The organism is Dyadobacter luteus, assembly GCF_003383615.1.
Taxonomy (GTDB): Bacteria; Bacteroidota; Bacteroidia; order Cytophagales; family Spirosomataceae; genus Dyadobacter; species Dyadobacter luteus.
The window spans coordinates 372820-392653 of record NZ_QNUL01000001.1; the positions used below are offsets into that span (position 1 = coordinate 372820).

Sequence of the window (19834 nt, forward strand, 5' to 3'; positions counted from 1 at the left end):
CATGATGCAACCGGCTGATCTGCACTTTGTTTTACATATACCCGGGATTCTGATAAGCTGCCTTTTCTTCAGCAGTAATATCCAGATTATCCAATTGACCCTGCGGTATAGGTCTGAGGAAATGATAGTTTTCAATAGTTCGTTTGTAAGTAACCGGCTTATGATCACCTACCCCAGTGCCGCATATCGTGTAGCTTGCAGCAATCTCTTTCCAGGTCTGAGTACGTACCAGATCATACCAGCGGTATCCCTCGCCATAGTATTCACGTGAACGTTCTGCCAGAATGTAATTAACAGTGATTGCTGCAGGCGTAGCCGCAATCATGGCAGCGCTATTGTTTGCAATTTTCTCTACATTTCCCTGATTGTTCCAGCGCCATTTTCCTGCGCGACCACGGATTACGTTAACCAGATCCCGTGCAGTCTGGCCGGATTTTGCTGTAGCACCTTTTACAGCTGCTTCAGCCGCTACGAAATAAAGTTCTGAGAATTTGGCGATATTAAACGGACGGGTATTGGCTGCATTCGGTTGCCCCAAACCGGTTCCGTTATCAGTTCTGTAAGTTCCCAGTTTCCACAGACCAGGGTATACAAGACGGCTTATTGCACTTGGTGCGACAACATAATCAGCTCTTCCCGGCAAAACGCCCAGTCCCACGCTACTTTTGTAGACTGAATTAGAATAGTCAATTGTTTCCGCAGGATCTTCGTTCAGAAATGTGAGAATCGCTTGCCCGGGGCGCACCTGCATATTGTTAGCATTGTACAAAAATTCATTTGTGACACCAGCTTTCGGCCAGTTACCGCGGTAAGCGGTTGTGAAAGTTCCGTCGTATCTTGAATCATTTGTTTTATCGGCAAATGTATTTTTAAAAACCTCATGAGGAGGCGCCATACGTACCCATGGACGTCCCAGAGACTGGTCTGCTTCACGTTGAACAGAGTTAACTGTTTGTGGTGCACTCCAATTGGTCTTTGAACTTGTAATACTTGTATAGTTCCATGTGAGCATCCAAACAGCAAAGTTATCTGCATCTCCTCCTCCTGCATAAGTCAGGCTTGATCCATTGAAAAGCTCACTGGTTTCAGTATGATCAGCATAAAGCAGCATTTCGCTGTTTCTGTCATTAGGTCCCCAGTTGACATCGTAATAGGTATCCTGAAGTTTAAACGGCCCCGGATCGGCGATGGCTTCGGTAGCCACGTCATAAGCTTTCTGAAAATACCACTGTGCGTTGTGTCCGTCCGGATCAGTGCGTTGAGCTACCGGATAAGTCGGGATGTTGTTCGGGTTTTCAAGCCACCAACCGTAGGTAAGATAAGCCTTTGCAAGGTACAGTCTTGCGAGCGTTTTAGTTACCCCGCCTTTCACACGGCCCGTTGCCGGCAAATCACTGACAGCCTTTACCAAATCCGGAAAAATAGCTCTTGTATACACCTCAGGTACTGTGTTTCGTTTCGATGTTCTCAATGTCGAGATATTGAACGCAAGCTCACCCGAACCAAGATCAAGTGGTACACCGCCGAATGCCTGAACAAGCAAAAAGTAATCGAACGCACGGAAGAAACGTGCTTCGGCAATCAATGCTTCAGAAATTCCAACAGCAGTTGCATTCTCAATAACACCATTTGCTGTATTGATGTTAGGAAAAGCATTAAACCAGACATTACTTGCATCACTATTGTTGGCCATGATCAGTCCGCCACCTGTCAAATCGTGGATTTGGAACTGGCTACCGCCCCCACTCGCACCCCAGGTCGCTTCATCCGTACCTGTCATGCATGAGTTGTAATAGTAAGCGTTTCCGAAGATCCACCGCAAGTGGGCATACATGCCTGTTAGCCCGCCATAAACTCCTTTTTCGGTTTTAAAATACTCCGGCGTATATATCGCACGCGGATTTTCCTCCAGAATATCTGTACATCCTATTGAAAAGAGCACCAGGAGCATCATCCCCCTCAGGCTCAAAGATTGTATCCGTTTCATATAAAATACTATTTAAAATGTCAAATTGATTCCAAGAAGGTAATTTCTTGTTGAGGGCGTATTCGTTCCGATCGTAAGTATACGTCTGAGTGCACCTGACAACGGAACTGCTGCGTTCTCATTTCCATAAGAGTTTGTTTCAGGATCCATACCTGACTCTCTGTGGTAAGGAGAAAACATGACGAATGGATTTTGTGCTGTGAAGTATATCCTTAGTCTGGTAATACCCACTTTTTCCAACTGCCGGGAATCAAAATTATAGCCTAATGTCATTGTTCTGATCTTCAGGTAGGAAGCATCGAAGTAACCCAGGGTGCTGCCATATTTTGGGTTGTCACCTCCTATTCCGCCTGGAGCAGGGTATTTTGCGGATGTATTTTCCGGTGTCCAGTAGTCAACCTTTACGTTGTTGCCCGCTCTGGCATTGAGATTATTCAGGTAACCTGAAGAGCCATAGAGCGTACTATTCAGTAATCCACCCTTTTTGAACACACCAACGATTCCCAAATCAAACCCTTTGTAAGAAACATGTGTGTTGAAACCTCCCTGAAAATCAGGCTGCATGCTGATGATCTGTCTGTCTGTACCGTTAATAGGCCTTGTGGGCACACCATCACTATTGTAATCGCCTGTGTATTTCACTTTGATCATGCCAGCGTTACCGCCCGGCTCTAAGATATTTCGGTGCTCATCACCTTCCTGCCACAGTCCTACCTTTTCGTAGTCAAAGATGGAGTTAATCGGATGGCCTACAAACCACCAGTTTCCTTCGTCGCGTTGCTGACCAGATGAAAGTGAAACGAGTTTGTTGCGGTTTGCATAAATATTGAATCCTATATCCCAGCTCCAGCCGTTTACATTTTCGAGAACTGTCCCGTTCAGGTTAAATTCGATACCCCGGTTCTGGGTCTGTCCGATATTGGCTGTATAACTGCCCACACCTGATGTTGCCGGTAAGCCTACTCCAAGCAGTACATTTTTGGTTTGCTGAGAGTAATATTCGAAAGTACCCGACAAACGGTTGCTGAGCAGTTTAAAGTCCAGCCCTAAGTTAGTAGTGTTAGAGAACTCCCATCCTAACCGTGGATTAGGCGCATTGGAAACATAGAATCCCGTTGAATAAACATCATCTCCGAAGTTGTAAGGTCGTGTAGAGAGTAAACCTAATGTTTCGTAAGGATTCACAGCCTGATTGGACGTCTGCCCATATCCTGCTCTCAGCTTTAGAAGATTTATTTGGGATATTCCGGACATAAAACTCTCCTTTGAGATATTCCAGCCAGCTGAAAAAGCAGGGTATGCATTCCACTGGTGTCCGGAAGCCAAACGGGATGATCCGTCAGCACGATAGGTTACACTCAACATGTAACGATCATCATAGGAATACATAGCCCGCCCCATGTAAGAGAGAAGCCCCCATTGATTGTAACCCTGGTTGGCGGGATTGACAGTGATGATACCATCCGCACGGCCCAGGTTATAAAACTGAAAAGCATCTGCCGGAATATCGCGGGCACCAACAGAGGAATTGTTGGATGTATTTTGCTGCGCTGAATAAAGAGCTACTGCGTTGATAATGTGCTTACCTATAGTCTTATCATAACTAAGGATGTTCTCGATGGCCCAGTTTGTAGTCAGAGAGTTATTAATCCCTCCTTCTGACACATTAAGCGGGTTTCCGCTGAAAACACCCTGTCCCCGGTAGTTTCCACCTGTAGTATGTCTGAAATTAAGTCCGAGATTGGCACGGTATTTCAAACCTGTCACCCCGGGAATCTTCAGCTCTCCGAATAGCGTATTGTAGGAACCATAAGCTTTTGACTGGTCAATGTAGCTGTCTCCCAGCGCGTTAAACCGGTCCAGTGAAGGAACCCATTGCGGACCTGAAGTCTGCTCCTGAACAAGGGTTTTCATGCTTCCGTCGGCATTGTAGGGATTTGTTATTGGTGTTCTTCCAAGCGCCATGCCTACTGCCGGCATGTTATTCCCATTGTTAATTGTGAAGTTTGAGTTGGTCGACAAACCAAGTTTGATGTACTTGTTAACATCCTGATCTACCGAGCCCTGCAGTGTGTACCGGGTAAAGTTCTGCAACGGCACAACAGCATTTTCTTTATAGTAACCCAGACCAAAAGAATAGCTTCCCTTTTCGGTACCTGCCGATACGCTCAGGTCATGGCTGGTCATCATACCGTTACGGTAAATCATGTCCTGCCAGTCAGTATCGACATCATTGGATTCATCGATTGTATTTTGAAATCTCTGAAGACTGGCAGCCCGCAACGCGGCAAACTCAGGACCATTCATCATCGGATACTTGGCAAAAACCGAAGTGACCCCGTGAAATCCATTATAGCTGAAAAGTGCTTTCTGATTACGTTTTCCAGAATTCGTTGTTATCAGAATTACACCGTTGGCTCCTCTTGATCCGTAGATTGCCGTAGCAGATGCATCTTTAAGAATATCAAGACTCTTGATGTTATTGGGGTTGATATCCGTCAGCGATCCGGCAAAAGGGATACCGTCCAAAACGATTAACGGATTATTATCAGCCCGCAAAGAACGTTGTCCCCGGATAAGAATCTGCATGGCAGATCCTGGTTTGGTAGACGTTTGTGAAATATCTACACCCACTACCCGTCCCTGCAAGGCCTGCGACAGGTTTGCAGAAGGCACTTCGCGCATAATGTCTCCGGTGATCGATACCACCGATCCTGTCACAGCTTCCTGGCGCTGAGTTCCGTAGCCTACAACGACAACCTCGTTGAGTACCTTACTATCAGATTTAAGAACAACATTGACAGTCTTTTGTGAACCCACCGCTATTTCCCGGGGCACATAGCCAACCAGAGATACGACCAGAACGGCGTCTGCGCCTTCTGTCACCCTCAATTTGAAACTTCCGTCAGCATCGGTAATTGTTCCGGTCGTTGTAGCTTTCACAAGAATGCTCGCGCCGGGCAAACCTACGCCGTCTTCGTCGGTTACCTTACCTGTAATCTCTGTGTCTGCGACAGATAGCGTACTCTGCCGGCCAAGGCTTGTGCTGGCAGCGATTACATCTGCCCGGGCAGCACCCAGCAGTAGAATAGGCAGGCTTGAAAGCCCCATAATCCTGGCCAGTGTATTTCGGTTTAATAAACAGTCATGCATAATTGATGTATGATTTGATGTTTGGGATAAATTTTATTTGAGAGCCGGGCTTTCTGCAAGCCGGTATTTGCTGAGTCAATCAGGGTTTTGTCATAGATTTTAGGGTTTAATAAACTGGTGAGGAACATTTCATTATTATTAAGATGATGGTTTCGATTAGGATTAACTTATGGCTACGCCGCTCAATTAGTGTCAATTTGACAATACTAAATTTTGGCACGACGAACCCCGTGTGGTGCGCTTTGGGCGGTTGCTTTTCAGTGTTCCTTTATCAGTTGTCCGTTAGCATGAACCTGCCAGCCGTACCAAATTTAATTCATGACTTTTCTGAGATATTATTTAATTTATTTCCTACAAAAGTAGCATTCATTGAGGCTGCCGTGTGAGCACATTTGTTCATTTTAACGGTACTATTGTTCAAATTGGACTAAAAAATGCCGGATTCGGAGACAAACTTGCATTTTTTGGATTTATTTACCGTTTTTGCAGTGGATTTGGACATCAAACATCCGGATTTCACATCATCATTAATTCTAAACTTTTTTTCGGGCTCAGGCGGGTACTGTTGTCTTGTTTTCGGGTAATATTTTAACCCATCTTTTCCATGTGCTTTAATAACTCATACATCCGCCTCCTTTCTTTGCTGTCAATAATGATCGGGGTTACTTTTGCTACTCTGGCGCAACGCCGTGAGCCCAAGTTTACCTCTCTGACATCCATGGATGGGTTGTCTTCCAATACAGTTACTGCTATTCTCAAGGACCGTTACGGTCTGATGTGGTTTGCGACCGAAGACGGCCTGAACAGATTTGACGGAACGGACGTATTGGTGTACAGACATAATAAAAAGGATTCAACGTCTTTGAGAGCGAGTGAGATTTCAAGCCTTCATCAGGATGCGCATGGCAGTATCTGGGTCGGTACAATTGAAGGCGGCCTGCATCTTTATAACAGGAATAAGGATTCGTTTGAAAGTATCGCCTCTCCCCATAGTGTAACAAGTTTAACCAGTGATGCAAAAGGCAGGTTATGGGCTGGCACTTCGGGCGGGCTAATCAGTGTAAATCCCCGGACGCGTCAGATCACCACTTTTTCTTCTTCAGCCCATATTCCCGATCAGATTTCGAAGGGTTTGATTCTGAGTGTAGCCATCGACAGAAAACAAAGAGTTTGGATAGGCTCAGACAAAGGCCTGTTCAGAATCGACACCTTTGATAAATACGAAGAGCATGTGAATTACCTGCAATCACTACCAGATGAGGCTGGCTCACGCTCTGTAAAATCCATCCTGGAAGACCACCAGGGCAACATATGGGTAGGTACCTTCAGCGGACTGTTTAAACTCAATGCAGACGGACGGATACTTCAAAGATTCCGGTTCGAAGCAGGGAACAAGAATTCCCTCAGCAGTAACATGGTATTCGCCATGGCCAGGGAAAACAACAGGTATTTATGGGTCTGCACCGATGCAGGGCTGGATATTTTGGACACTGCGACAGGATCCATTACACGGCACGGGCCTGACCCCAGAACACAGTTCAGCCTGAATAACAAATCGATAAGGAGCATACTTATCGATAATGAAGGGATTTGCTGGCTGGGGACTTACAAAGGAGGAGTTAACAAATATGACAGAAATCTGGCCATTTTCGGCTTAACAAGATCAGACGTCAACGACCCATACGGTTTGAGCGCACCTTTTGTGACATCGTTCGCACAGACGGCATCCGGTGAACTGTTTGTGGGTACAGATGGCGGAGGGCTCAACTTATACAACCGTAAGACAAACCTGTTTAAAAAATTCCGGATCAATCCAAAAAACAAAAGTGCTTCGTCTGGTCTTGCTATTTTAGCGCTTGAACTCGCCTCGGAAAATGAACTTTGGATTGGCACATTTCAAGATGGCCTCTTGCGGTTCAATCCTCAAACAGGCGCCTACACACAATTTACCCGTGGCAAAGACTCTGTCAGTCTGGCCAACAATGATATCTTCTGTATTCAGAAGGATAGAAATGGTAATGTATGGATTGGCAGCAACGGAGGAGGTCTGCATCGCTATAACCGCGAAACGCAGCAGATAGTACGTTATCACAGACCTGACCTCCCTATTTCCCAAAGGATAATCCCTCTTAACGGATACATCAGAGATATCATGCAGGATCGCAGTGGCCAGCTCTGGATTGCATCTCACGGTACAGGTATTGCGGTTTTTAATCCGGCTACAAAGAAGTCTGTTTTGCTCAACAAGCAGACAAGCGACTTACCCACCAATATTGCTTTCTCGCTGCTACAGGACAGCCACGGCAATATCTGGGTTGGGACATCGGGTGAAGGGCTGGCTTTGTATAATCCGAAAACCCGGAAATTTACAACTTACGGGGAGCGGGAAGGGCTGGCTAGCGGCATTGTCAATAAGGTGCTTGAAGATGCTCAGGGCCGTATATGGCTTAGTACTAACCAGGGAATCAGCACGTTTGACCCGAAAAGTAAAAAGTTTACCAACTACACCTCTTTTAACGGTATTCAAAACAAAACGTTTGTGCTGGGTTCCGGTATCCGTACATCGGACAACATGCTTTTCTTTGGAGGAATTGCTGGTTTTAATGACATTGACACACGCATACTTCCGTCTGGTAAAAGCCTTCCGCCCATCATTCTCAAAGATCTCAGAATAGGAAACAAAACCATCACTCCGGCAGATTCAAACTTTATTGATGCTGATATTTCAGTGGCCAAAACAATCAATCTTGACTATAAACAGAATTTTTCTGTCGGCTATACAGCGCTGGATTACACCAATCCCAGACAAGTCCACTACCGTCACAGGCTCTTGGGAATGCAGACAGAATGGACTGAATCCGCCGCCAGTAACATTGCCAGCTATACCAACCTGAGTCCGGGAAAGTACGTATTTGAAGTCCAGGCGAGCTCTGATGGGATCAACTGGGGACCACAAACCAAATCTGTGGCTGTACATGTAGAGCCACCGTTTTATCTGACGGTTTATGCGTACGTGCTGTATTTTCTGGCGCCATTCGCGATTGTGTACTACATGAGACGACGTGGTATACAAAAGCTTAAAAAACAATTTCAACAGCAGCAACAGCAGGCCGAAGCAGAGCGAGCGAAAGAGATGGACAAAATGAAAATCAAGTTTCTTACCAACTTAAGTCATGAGTTCCGAACACCAATATCCTTAATTCTTGCGCCCACTGAAAACCTTCTGGTAAAAACCAGGGCTACCGAACTTCATGCATCTGCGGCAGCCATTAAAAGGAATGCAAAAAGGCTTCTGAATTTGGTGGATCAGCTATTGGATTTTAAAAACATGCAGCAGCAGGAACTTACACTTGATCTGAGCCGAAAAGACATCGTCTCCTTTATCAGGGATACCTGCGAGCAGTTCAGTGATCTTTCTATACGAAAGGGAATTCAGTTTAAAATTGACAACAGCCTGAGTCAGCTTGTAATGGATTTTGATACCGGCAAACTGGAGCGTATACTTTTTAATCTGCTATCCAACGCGTTTAAATTCACGGCCAAAGGTGGTGAGGTAAGATTAACTATCGATCAGCAAGTTCACGAAAATAATAACCAATCACTAACCATTACCATTTCCGATACAGGCGTGGGTATTCCAAAGGACAAGCACGACAAAATATTTGACCGGTTCTTTCAAAACGAAACAGATCTGTCCGTACTTAATCAGGGCAGCGGGATTGGCCTTTCGATTGTACGTGAATTTGTTCATTTACACAATGGAACCATCACCGTTACCAGTGAGCCCGGATCCGGAAGTACATTCATAGTCAGCTTACCGATAAGCCCTGAATGCAAACCGGTACCAGCCCTTCAACACTCTGATCAGGAAAGTACTGAATCTAAGATTAGTACTGAAAATATTAGTATCAAAAAGGATAAACCTTATGTTGAAGACCCTTCCAATGTACTGATCATTGAAGATAATGACGAGTTCAGAAACTATCTTAAAGAAAATCTGACCCCGTATTACAATGTAATTGAGGCTGGTAACGGTAAAGAGGGCTGGCAAAAAACGCTCAGCCATCATCCGGAGCTGATCGTGAGCGACATCGCAATGCCCGAAATGGATGGGATTACACTGAGCCAAAAAATCAAAGCAGATAAACGGACCAAGCACATTCCGATTATTTTACTGACGGCATCATCCGGTGAACAGCAGCAATTGGAAGGTCTCAATTCGGGTGCCAACGACTACCTGACCAAGCCTTTTAATTTTGACATTCTGAATGCAAAAATTAACAACCTGATATTGCTCAACCGGCTTTTGAAAGGCGTTTATTCACGGCAAATCAAAATCTCAGGGCAGGATCCTCAGATACAATCCAGCCAGGAGAAACTTCTCAAAGATATGTTGTCCTACATTGAAGATAACATTCATAGTACTCAGCTCAGCGTAGAAAATTTAAGCAAACATGTGGGCATGAGCCGGGGTACACTTTACAGCAAAGTTCTGGAAATGAGCGGACAAACCCCTATTGAATTTATCCGGTCAATTAAACTTGAAAAAGCAGCGGTGTTACTTGAAAACAGCGATCTGAGCATTTCACAGATTTCATACATGACCGGCTTCACTGCCCCTAATTACTTTGCAAAGTCTTTTAAAGCCAAGTTTAATATGCTTCCGACAGAGTATAAGACTAAAAAGAAAAGGCTGATCTCCCAGGGATCAACGGCCAGTTCATAGTATTTGAGTCTTCCAGTGTCAAACAGCTTATGATTAACCAACTATCTTAAATATTTTTTCCAATGAATCGCAAAATTTTACTGGTCACCGGAGATGGTGGCGAAAGTTACGAAACACTGTATGCCGTTCACCGCTTTCAGGAAGAAGGTGACATTGCCGTCATTGCGGCTCCATCCAGGAGGCGACTTAATCTGGTGATGCACGATTTTGAACCTGGCTGGGATACCTATGTCGAGCGTGCGGGATATTGTCTGGACGCTGATCTGACAATCGACGAGGTGGTAGTAAGTGATTATGACGCAATTTTGCTATTGGGAGGCCGTGCTCCCGAGTACCTGCGTAACCACGCAGTACTGCTCGAAGTGGTTCGTGAATTCAACAGGCAGGAAAAATGGATCTTTGCCATCTGTCACGGTATTCAGATTCTGGTTACCGCCGGACTGGCCAAAAATAAAGAATTGACTGCTTACGAACATGTCCGTACAGAAATTGAAATGGGTGGAGGCACATATTCTACGCAGCAGGCGATTCGCGACGGAAACATGGTTACAGGGCAAACCTGGCAGTCGCACCCCGACTTTTACAGGGAAGTATTCTCTTGTTTAAAGGAGCAATAAACCATACGGCTGTGTTCCGGGATTCGTTTTGTCTCAAATGCCCCTGTAAGTTGTCAGATATACGGCAGGTAAGTACGATGACTTGCATATATATTTGTGACAATCAAACAACATAATCTAAACACTTAACGAAATGGCAAAGCAAATTTTCATCAATTTGGCAGTGAAGGATCTTGTTAAGTCTACTGACTTTTATACGAAACTGGGCTTTACGAATAATCCGCAATTTTCAGATGACAGTGGTAAATGCATGGTATGGAGTGAGGCAATTTATGTCATGCTGCTGACCCACGAAAAGTTCTCATCCTTCGCTACCAAACCCATTGCCGATACAAAGTCGAACGTTGCCGGTTTGTTTTCTCTGTCTGTTGACAGCCTCGATGAGGTGAACAGTATCACCCAGGCAGGGCTTGACGCCGGCGGAACAGAGCCGAACGAAATCAGGGATTACGGATTTATGCAGCAGCGCACCATAGAAGATTTCGACGGGCACACCTGGGAAATATTCTTTATGGATATGTCAAAATTTCCAACAGAATAGAACATTCCAATGAAAAGAAATAAAACTATCTTCTGGACAGCGACCATCATCATTGCGTTGTGGGAGGCTGTGATGCCTGTAAGTACCTGGCTATTTGCGCCTGAGTACATGACAGTTGGAACCAGAGCACTTTTATATCCGGATTACTTCGGATTCTCTGTTGCAATAGCAAAAGTGCTGGGAGTAATAGCGATTGTATACCCGAAAACTCCGGCAGTGCTTAAAGAATGGGCTTATGCAGGACTCACCTACACTTTGATTTTCGCTTTCATAAGCCACGCGTGTGTCGATCAAAATATCGGCTACATGCTCATGCCTTTGGCTTTCCTTGGAATTCTGGCAGTATCCTACATCTACAATAAAAAGATTCATTCAAGCATCTAAAGTATCCAGGCCATGCAAAAGATAGTTCCTAACCTTTGGTTCGACGGTAATGCGCAGGAGGCTGCGGATTATTATGTTTCTGTTTTTTCCGATGGAAAACTGATCAACACCACCTACTACCCTCTCACTGAAGCCGAGGGGCTGGCCGACTTTCAGAAGGACTTTGCCGGTAAGGTACTCACTGTTGAGTTTGAAATTGCAGGTATGCGGTTTATCGGTATTAATGCGGGGCCACTGTTCAAATTCAATGAGTCTGTTTCTTTTATGATACCATGTAAAGACCAGGCTGAAATAGACTATTACTGGGACACTCTCACCGCCAATGGCGGCGAGGAGAGTGTTTGCGGATGGCTGAAAGACAAATATGGATTGAGCTGGCAGGTGTGCCCCGAAAACTGGGAAGAACTGAACAGCAAACCAGGTGCATTCAAAAAAATGATGGGAATGAAAAAAATTGTCATTGCCGATTTTTAAAATCGGCTTGACAGGCAAGGCTGAATCTGCATAATAATTTCCCTTCCGGCTGGCGATTTCATTTTTTCAGTAACATCACATCTGAGTAGAACTGTGTCTATTTCTACTCAGCTCTCTCAGATATAAAAACATGGGTAAACCTGATGAAACTCCTGCTAAAAATAAACCTATGTAAGCAATCCAATAATAACCAATAAAGTTTTTTTGCCTTTCCGCCTGGATGAAGACAATCACCACGACTGCTGAGATCAGTACATCCCAGGCAAAAAAGGAAGAGATGTGATTGACAAATAGTTGCTCAAAAAAGGAGTGAAAATCCAGTCCGAATTCTGTCAAAAAACCGTAAAATTGAGAGAGAGGTAACACAGTTCCAACGATGGCTAACAGCAGATACAAATTCTTCATAGGATGGATTTATTGACTATGGTAAAGTAGAAAACATCGTGACGAAATTACAAAACATTGTCAGATTTACGCGAGAAGATAAAACTGCATGCCTGTGAAGAATATATCAAAAGTTGATTAATCCCAATATTGCAAGATCGGAATTGCAGGAGCCGGACGGGAATCCGACAGTTGAGAAAGGTTGATTCCAGGAGGGTAACAGAAAGTCTGTTGATTGTCAATCTGCATGGAATCAGATAGTCTTCGCGTCTGATTTATTTAGCGCATACAGCGTGAAGGCGATTTTCTACTCATTAATTTTGTTACTTCTGCCAGATCTTATTTGAAGGCCTGACAGAAGTAATCTGGCTATTAATTTTCTTTACTAAAGGAGCCTGATAGCCTCTACTGGTCAGACTAACAATTCCCCCATTCCAAACAATGTTAAACCTTTACCGAACTCTTCTGCTACAGCCTGATTGGCCGCTTCGATATATGCCCCGGTTATTGGATCTACCACAGTTCGTAATGGTCTTTTTCCTTTTTCCGATTCTATGAGTTTGACAATAGCATCTGCAACGATCTGCGGATCAGGATTTTTTGTTGCTATCAGTCCGCCTATTGCACCGATCATTTTGTTCGGCATATCAGCGATTGCACCATAACCTTCAAAAACGGATTGATCCGAGGCTGGTTGGGTTTTCTGGCCCATCTCAGTCGGAAAAGCGCCGGGCTCCAAAATGGCCACATCGATTCCCAACCTTTTCACTTCATAATGCAGGCCTTCACTAATGCCTTCCAAACCGAATTTGGATCCACTGTACACAGCAGCAAATGGAAAAGATACGCGCCCGAACCCGCTGGTCACATTAATTATTAAACCTTCTTGCTGTTGGCGCATAGCAGGCAATACCTGCTTGATGAACCTCCAAGGTGCAAAGACGTTCACGTCGAACAGAGCATGTACATCAGCCGACGTAAAGCTCTCTGCAACACCATTCATTGACACACCAGCATTATTGACCAGTACATCGACTCTGCCTTCCTTTGCAACAATCCCTTCCACGGCTTGTTTTACACTTTCGTCATCTGTCAGGTCAACATCCAGAACCGTCACGTTAGCTAATGCTGCTAATGCAGTGGCTCTGTCCGCATTTTTCCCCTTAGTATTCCTCATGGTAGCATAAACCTGATGCCCCAGGGCTGCAACACTATGTGCTGTAAGCCAGCCAAAACCACTGTTTGTTCCTGTTATTAAAACTACTTTTTTACTCATTTTCTTTGATTAAAGATTGTGATGCAAAGTTTGGAATCTCAAAAACAAAAACATTTAACATTTGGTAAAATGAGACTTCAACGAATATTTTTTCTTATCCTGCTCAACGATTGCTGCGTGATACCCATGTAAGAAGCGACATACGAAAGCGGTATACGATTTACAAGGCCTGGAAAATGTTCATTGAATAGTGAATAGCGGGTCGTTGCATCCTCTGAGACCAAAGGGCTTCTTCTTTCGATCGTTTTTAAAAGACAATTTTTCATTATCAATCCTGCAATAGCGTCCCAGCCAAGAATGGTATTGCCGATTTCATCCCAATCTTTTTTTGAAAAAACCAGTAGTTTACAATTAGTCACAGCCTGTACATATTCAGAAGCAACCATTTGTGCTTCGAATTTTTGCTGATCCGAAACAAAATTGTTTTCATCAACAAAAGAATGGGTTATCTCTTCGCCTCTGTTATTGTAATAACAAAAACGAAGGACACCTTCGAGGATAAAACCGACATATCTGGGAATCTTTCCTGCCTCAGAAAAATACTCGTCCTTGTGGAGCTCCAGCGTTTTTGCTTTGCTCATAATGAAATCTGTCTGCTGCTTGTTCAAATTTCCGAACTGCAGGATGTAATTGATGAACTCTTCCATGAGCTAAATATCGAATTTATTAAGTTCAGGTTATTTAACATTTGGTAAAAAGCATGCTCAGATTTCCGAATCATTAATTACTGAGGCGGAACAGTGGTAATTTCCTTAACGATAAGCACAACAGTACAATTGCTTTTTCAAATAGAGTAACTTTCTGTTTCAAATTTGCTACTTCATTCGTTACATCTCCAGGCTTTGAGTAGTACCTGGGATTTCGCTGTGTCCAAAACTACAGGTAAGCATAAAAAAAAGAGGGTGTCTCCGTTTTGAATTGAAACACCCTCTTTTCATTTTTTTAGTCAACCGGATCAATAACCCGGATTTTGGTACATTTTGATCGGATCCAGTTTGTGTTCATCAAACGGGATCGGATAGTAACGGTCCTTCGTGCCGAAATTAGAGAGTTTCGCCAGACCAAAACTAGCCTGATCTTTCGCTTTGAAGTAGGCTACCAACTCGTCATTGTTAAAGAAGCGGAGCAAATCGAACCAGCGATGATTTTCGAATGCCAACTCAGTACGACGCTCGTGCAAAATGGCCAGTTTCAATGTCGGATATTTGGCACGGTAGGTTTGATTCTGGATGGACACTGCATACAAAGGAAGTCCCGAACGCTCACGCACCTGATCCAGAAATCCGATAGCCGTCTGCTCATCGCCAAGATACATATTCACCTCTGCCAGCATCAGGATTACATCTGCATAACGGATCAAAATCCAGTCATTGCCTCCAAAACCTTGCACACCGGCTGCAGTGCTCGCATCACGGTATTTGGTAATAAAGTAATCACGTACAATGGATGCATTGGCAAACTTTACAGAAAAATCTTTTCTCACATCCTTTTCTTCATAATCCAAAACAAGATCCGGCGTAACGTTTCCTCCCGCACCAGTCGACGCAAACAAAGAATTCACAGTTTCCCCGATTGCCTGGTTGCTCCTTGCAATGGAAGATGAAAAGTTGATATCCCCCTGGCGGTTAACGATCTGGAAGATAATTTCAGGAACTGTCGATTTCTTGGCTACATCAAACACATCAGCGTAAGGTATTTCTTTCAGCACCCCAAATGAGCGCATATTATAACAAGCCGTCAGGTAAGTTTTGGCTTCGTTCAGATTGGCATTGCGGTTAGCCTGATCCTGAGTTGTAGCCATTGTCAGATAAACCTGTCCCAGCAGTGCATTGATCGCAGCTTTGGTTACTTTACCCTTCGTTGCAGCAGTTTGTGTGTTTGGCAATGTGCTGCCTGCTGCATCTTTCAGATCCTGTACAATCTGCTGATAAACCACATCCTGTTTTTCACGGAAAGTATTAGCCTGTACTTCACCCAGAGAGTTAAGAGGCTTGGTAACCAACGGCACATCTCCCCATTTACGAACCAGATTGAAGTAAATCATCGCACGCATGAACTTGGCTTCAGCCTTATAATTCTCTTTCTGATTGTTATCGGCAAACGTAACCCTTTCGATACCCTCCAAAACCTGATTACTTCTGGAAATTACCTGATACAACGCAAGCCAGTGCGTTTTCAGATAAGCGTTACTTGGCAACAATGAGAAATCGTTGAACTGAAAAGGCTCTCCGGCGTTAGACTGGTTATCATTCCTTCCGGTATTGTCGGAGCGTTCTTCATTGTAAAGCCCGCTCGTTTCACCTATACCGTTACCGCTCCTCAAAGCATTGTAAATGCCATTCACCGCTGCTTCCACATCTGTAGGCGACTGGTAGTACGACGCATTCGAAACTGCATTAGGATCTTCCAGGTCAATAAAGTCAGTAGAACAAGCGCTGAGTACTGACAGACCGAGCGCTGCAATGATTGTGTTAATTTTATATCTTTTGTAAAACATAAGTGCTCAATTAAAAAGTGATTCGTGCTCCGATATTGTAGGCACGTGCCAATGGATATTTACCGTAATCAACACCTGGCGTCAGATTGGCTCCATCGTTGTAATCTACCTCAGGGTTATAGCCCAGATATTTGGTCAGTGTGAAAGCGTTATCTACACCCACATACAGTCTGAGGTTACTGATCGCATTTTTACTAACTTTTGCAATCTCAGGGAAGTTATAACCGACAGTCAAATTCGTACATCTGAGAAACGAGCCGTCCTGCAGATAGAAAGTGGAAAGACGCGTACTGTTGCTTTGAGTTCCTCCACGCGCTGCACGGTAGATTTTCCCATCGCCAGGCTGTGCTTCGGAGCGATATCTGTTAAGTACTTTGGAATATTGGTTACCCGACCCTTCCATGTTGAATATGTAATAATCCTGTCCGTCGAGCACCTGGCTGCCATACACTCCGTTGAATGATGAGCTGAAATCCAGATTCTTATAGCTTGCAGAGATGGCAAAGCCATATGTAAATTTCGGATGCGGCGTACCAATTACCTGTTTGTCAGCATCGTTTACAATACCATCTCCATTTACATCCTCAAAATACAAATCCCCGGGACGCATTGGGTTTGTTGAAGCGGTAGAGCGCGCTGGCCCTTTCAACACATAGCCTTCAGGGAATTTCTGCGTAGATGAGTTATAGACTGCGTTATCAGCTGCCAGGTTTTCCATATCAGCTTCGCGCACCATACCTTTCACTTTAAAACCGTAGAACATACCAATCGGCTGGCCCTGCTGGGTCACGTGAGTGATGTAAGAACGCTCCGCTCCCATTGAAAAAATAGTGCTCGCACCACCCATATCCAAAACCTTGTTACGGTTCAGTGAGAAGTTCGCGTTAAGATTCAAATGAAAATCGCGCTTAGAGATCAAACGTGCATCTGCCTGAATATCAAACCCTGTGTTTTGTACTTTTGAATTTCTCAGGTTCGTCAGGATTGTAGAAGTTCCTGAAATTGCGGAAAGTGGCTGATTGAAAAGCAGATTATAAGAACGACTCAGGTAATAGTTGGCAATGATTGACAAACGATCCTGAAGCAAACCAAGATCCAGTCCGACATTGTATTGGGAAGTAGATTCCCAGCCCAAACTCTGGTCTTTGATGCTCTCTGCCCACATGGCTGTGTTGACAGTCCCATTTCCGAAAACTACTCCGCCAGGTGTAGCCATCGTTTGCAGGAAGTTATAGTTACCAATATTGTTATTACCGCTAAGCCCCCAGCTGGCGCGTAATTTCATTGTTGAAGATTTGCCCAGCCAATCGCCATAAAACGATTCGTTTGAGATGTTCCAGCCTGCTGATATGGACGGAAAATTTCCCCAGCGGTTGTTAGGGCCGAAGCGCGAAGATCCGTCTGTTCTGAACGAAGCGGTCAGGTAATATTTGTTATCAAAATTGTAAACTGCTCTTGCCAGGTACGACAACATTGTCCAATTGGTTTTTCCCGTTCCTGTATTTTCCGGATTTCCGGTATTCAGGCCGAAATAAATTGCATCTGCTCCCTTACTCGTAATCTCTTCAATTCTGTCGTTCTGAAAACCACGTGCAGTTACAGAAACTACATCTCGCGTATTTTTCTGGCTGGTGTAACCAACAAGTCCATCCAGGCTGTGTTTACCCCATGCTTTTTTATAGTTCAGTGTAAATTCGGCAAGTCTGTCCATAAAACCTGCATTGCGCGAAAGTGCATATGCTGCAGCCTGCGCCTGAGGAGATCCCGGAGGATTGGCTCCTGAACTCAAACTGGTAGGCTGATAGTATTCATACTTCTCATTGAATGTCTGAAGACCAAGGTTTACTTTAAAGACAAGGTCCTGAATGATTTCAAACGAAGCAAACCCGTTGTAGGTGCCACGCTGACCACGGCGATTGATATGCGTTTCTGTAGCCAGGGCAACCGGATTTTCTATAGACTGCAGACCGTATCCGGAGCTCAAAGCGGCCGCTTCATTTTTAGCAAGACTACCATCTTCGTTATAAGCTTTGAAGATCGGCATGTATACCAAAGCTCCCAGAATAGGACCCTGGTTAAAACGACCTTCCTGAACTTCACGGTTCTCGTTGTACGTAAAAGCAAGATTTGCCCCTACTTTCAGTCTTTTATTTACGTCGGCATCCAGATTCGCGCGGAAGTTGGTACGCTCTTGTTTTGTACTCAGGATGATACCTTCCTGTCCTAAATGCCCTCCGCTGATTGCATAACGAAGTCCTTTCTGCCCTCCACTGAAAGCGACATTATGACGGCTCACAGGAGCATTACGATAAAGCTCATTCTGCCAGTCGGTATTATACTTGGGCGTAATAAGTTGCTGATTGGCAAAATCGTAAAGATCAGTAGGGATACTAACCGAACCCGCACTTCCTCCAAGATTTCTGATCCTGGTTGCATTGTCGTCAGAGAACATCGCATCGTTCCATTGCTTACCACCATTCACCATCAGATCGCGATAGGTATTATTACGACCATCGATCAACAGCTGTGCAAATTCAGAGGAATTAAGCATATCCACTTTTTTGGCAAGCTGATGTACACCAAACTGGTAATCATACTCCAATTTACCTTTACCTTCTTTACCACGTTTAGTAGTAATAAGCACTACCCCACCCGCAGCACGCGATCCGTAAATGGCTGCAGAAGCAGCATCTTTCAGAATATCAATGGATTCGATATCATTAGGATTGATAAAAACATCGTTTCCGGCAGGATATCCGTCGATTACATATAAAGGATCCGAGCTTGCATTAATAGAACCCACACCGCGAACACGAATTTTGGTTCCCTGATACGGCGCTCCGCTTACTTGCGAGATTTGTACCCCTGCTACTTTTCCGACAAGCGCTTGCCCTACAGTTGGTGTAGTCAGGTTTAATTCTTTCGCCTTTACACTTGAAATAGCACCCGTCAGATCACTTTTACGCAAAGTCTGATAACCTACAGCCACCACTTCGTTGAGCATCATAGCATCTGGCTGAAGCTGAATTGTAAGCGGCTTGTTATCTGTTACCACCACCTCTTTGGCCATAAAGCCCACAAAAGAAAAAATCAGTGTATTTCCCTGAGCAGTTTCAATGGAAAAAACACCATCGGCATCAGTTACTGTACCACGGTTAGAATTCCCTTTCTCCAAAATAGTAACCCCTAACAAAGCAGCGCCTGTATCATCGATTACCTTTCCTCTCACAGTGATAGTTGGCGCCTGATGCATCTTTGCACCACGCACTGCCCCGGAAATGGTTGGCCTGGCTGCCCATGAGGGCTGATCCACATACAGGACCATCGCACCAGCCATTACCATCGGAATGATTGATAGAAATCTTTTTTTCATAATTGAATTTAGAATTGAATTTTTTTAAGGATGCCTTAAAAGGTCGGTATAGAAATAGAAACACAGGCAGCCTAGTACAGTGCGCAAAGGTAGGTTCGCACTATTAAGCCAAAAGGACTGGAATGTTACGAAAATGTAAACTTGACAGTTGAAGGAAGTACTTAAAAAGGTGCTCCATCTGTTATCCGCACAGCATAATTTATTATAAATGTGAATCTTATGAAATAAGCAAATAGTAAGGTTTTGTATGTTGGCGCACAGTTCAAGGAATCATATAACTACTGTTGTGAGCGTACTTACCACCAATGAAGCCATTGGTCTGTACCGGTTACAAAAAATACAGATTAATTTAAAAAAATGCACTTTTCCAATATGAAGGTAGACGACTTAAAGTTGTAAAAAATGTTATCTATTACTGAAAC

Annotated in this window: 12 protein-coding genes; 5 read left to right on the top strand and 7 right to left on the bottom strand. The window is 44.2% G+C overall.

The features are described 5' to 3' along the window. Positions 1 to 31: 31 nt before the first annotated feature. Together DSL64_RS01475 and DSL64_RS01480 are read right to left on the bottom strand one after the other, a co-directional pair. Positions 32 to 1987 (bottom strand): RagB/SusD family nutrient uptake outer membrane protein, encoded by a 1956-nt coding sequence (locus DSL64_RS01475; RefSeq protein WP_115828858.1) that lies wholly within the window; start codon positions 1985 to 1987, stop codon positions 32 to 34. Positions 1988 to 1999: 12 nt separating this feature from the next. Continuing rightward, the gene (locus DSL64_RS01480; RefSeq protein WP_115828859.1) at positions 2000 to 5140 is read right to left on the bottom strand and encodes a SusC/RagA family TonB-linked outer membrane protein; all 3141 of its coding nucleotides are present in this window, start codon (positions 5138 to 5140) and stop codon (positions 2000 to 2002) included. A 604-nt stretch (positions 5141 to 5744) separates the two neighbouring features. Here DSL64_RS01480 and DSL64_RS01485 point away from each other — a divergent pair. The 5 genes from DSL64_RS01485 (at position 5745) to DSL64_RS01505 (ending at position 11882) form a co-directional block, all read left to right on the top strand. Beyond that, positions 5745 to 9866 (top strand): hybrid sensor histidine kinase/response regulator transcription factor, encoded by a 4122-nt coding sequence (locus DSL64_RS01485; RefSeq protein WP_115828860.1) that lies wholly within the window; start codon positions 5745 to 5747, stop codon positions 9864 to 9866. A 62-nt stretch (positions 9867 to 9928) separates the two neighbouring features. Next, positions 9929 to 10483: a DJ-1/PfpI family protein gene (locus tag DSL64_RS01490; protein WP_115828861.1), complete on the top strand. Its 555-nt coding sequence runs from the start codon at positions 9929 to 9931 to the stop codon at positions 10481 to 10483. Between the two features lie 133 nt (positions 10484 to 10616). Further along, the gene (locus tag DSL64_RS01495) at positions 10617 to 11024 is read left to right on the top strand and encodes a VOC family protein (protein ID WP_115828862.1); all 408 of its coding nucleotides are present in this window, start codon (positions 10617 to 10619) and stop codon (positions 11022 to 11024) included. Positions 11025 to 11033: 9 nt separating this feature from the next. Then, positions 11034 to 11408: a DoxX family protein gene (locus DSL64_RS01500; protein ID WP_115828863.1), complete on the top strand. Its 375-nt coding sequence runs from the start codon at positions 11034 to 11036 to the stop codon at positions 11406 to 11408. A gap of 12 nt (positions 11409 to 11420) precedes the next feature. Continuing rightward, positions 11421 to 11882, top strand: coding sequence for a VOC family protein (locus tag DSL64_RS01505; RefSeq protein WP_115828864.1), 462 nt, complete (start codon positions 11421 to 11423; stop codon positions 11880 to 11882). A 75-nt stretch (positions 11883 to 11957) separates the two neighbouring features. On the opposite strand, the gene DSL64_RS01510 is transcribed toward DSL64_RS01505, so the two are convergent. From DSL64_RS01510 to DSL64_RS01530, 5 genes are all read right to left on the bottom strand, one after another. Further along, a complete protein-coding gene (locus tag DSL64_RS01510) occupies positions 11958 to 12287 on the bottom strand; it encodes a DUF2834 domain-containing protein (protein ID WP_115828865.1) in 330 nt (109 codons plus the stop codon). A gap of 391 nt (positions 12288 to 12678) precedes the next feature. Then, entirely contained in the window at positions 12679 to 13542 is an 864-nt protein-coding gene (locus tag DSL64_RS01515; protein ID WP_115828866.1) for an SDR family oxidoreductase, read from the bottom strand. Between the two features lie 77 nt (positions 13543 to 13619). After that, on the bottom strand, positions 13620 to 14189 hold the full coding sequence (locus DSL64_RS01520; RefSeq protein WP_115828867.1) for a Crp/Fnr family transcriptional regulator: 570 nt from the start codon (positions 14187 to 14189) through the stop codon (positions 13620 to 13622). A 308-nt stretch (positions 14190 to 14497) separates the two neighbouring features. After that, positions 14498 to 16039, bottom strand: coding sequence for a RagB/SusD family nutrient uptake outer membrane protein (locus DSL64_RS01525; RefSeq protein ID WP_115828868.1), 1542 nt, complete (start codon positions 16037 to 16039; stop codon positions 14498 to 14500). Positions 16040 to 16049: 10 nt separating this feature from the next. Continuing rightward, positions 16050 to 19412 (bottom strand): SusC/RagA family TonB-linked outer membrane protein, encoded by a 3363-nt coding sequence (locus tag DSL64_RS01530; RefSeq protein WP_115828869.1) that lies wholly within the window; start codon positions 19410 to 19412, stop codon positions 16050 to 16052. Positions 19413 to 19834: the final 422 nt, after the last annotated feature.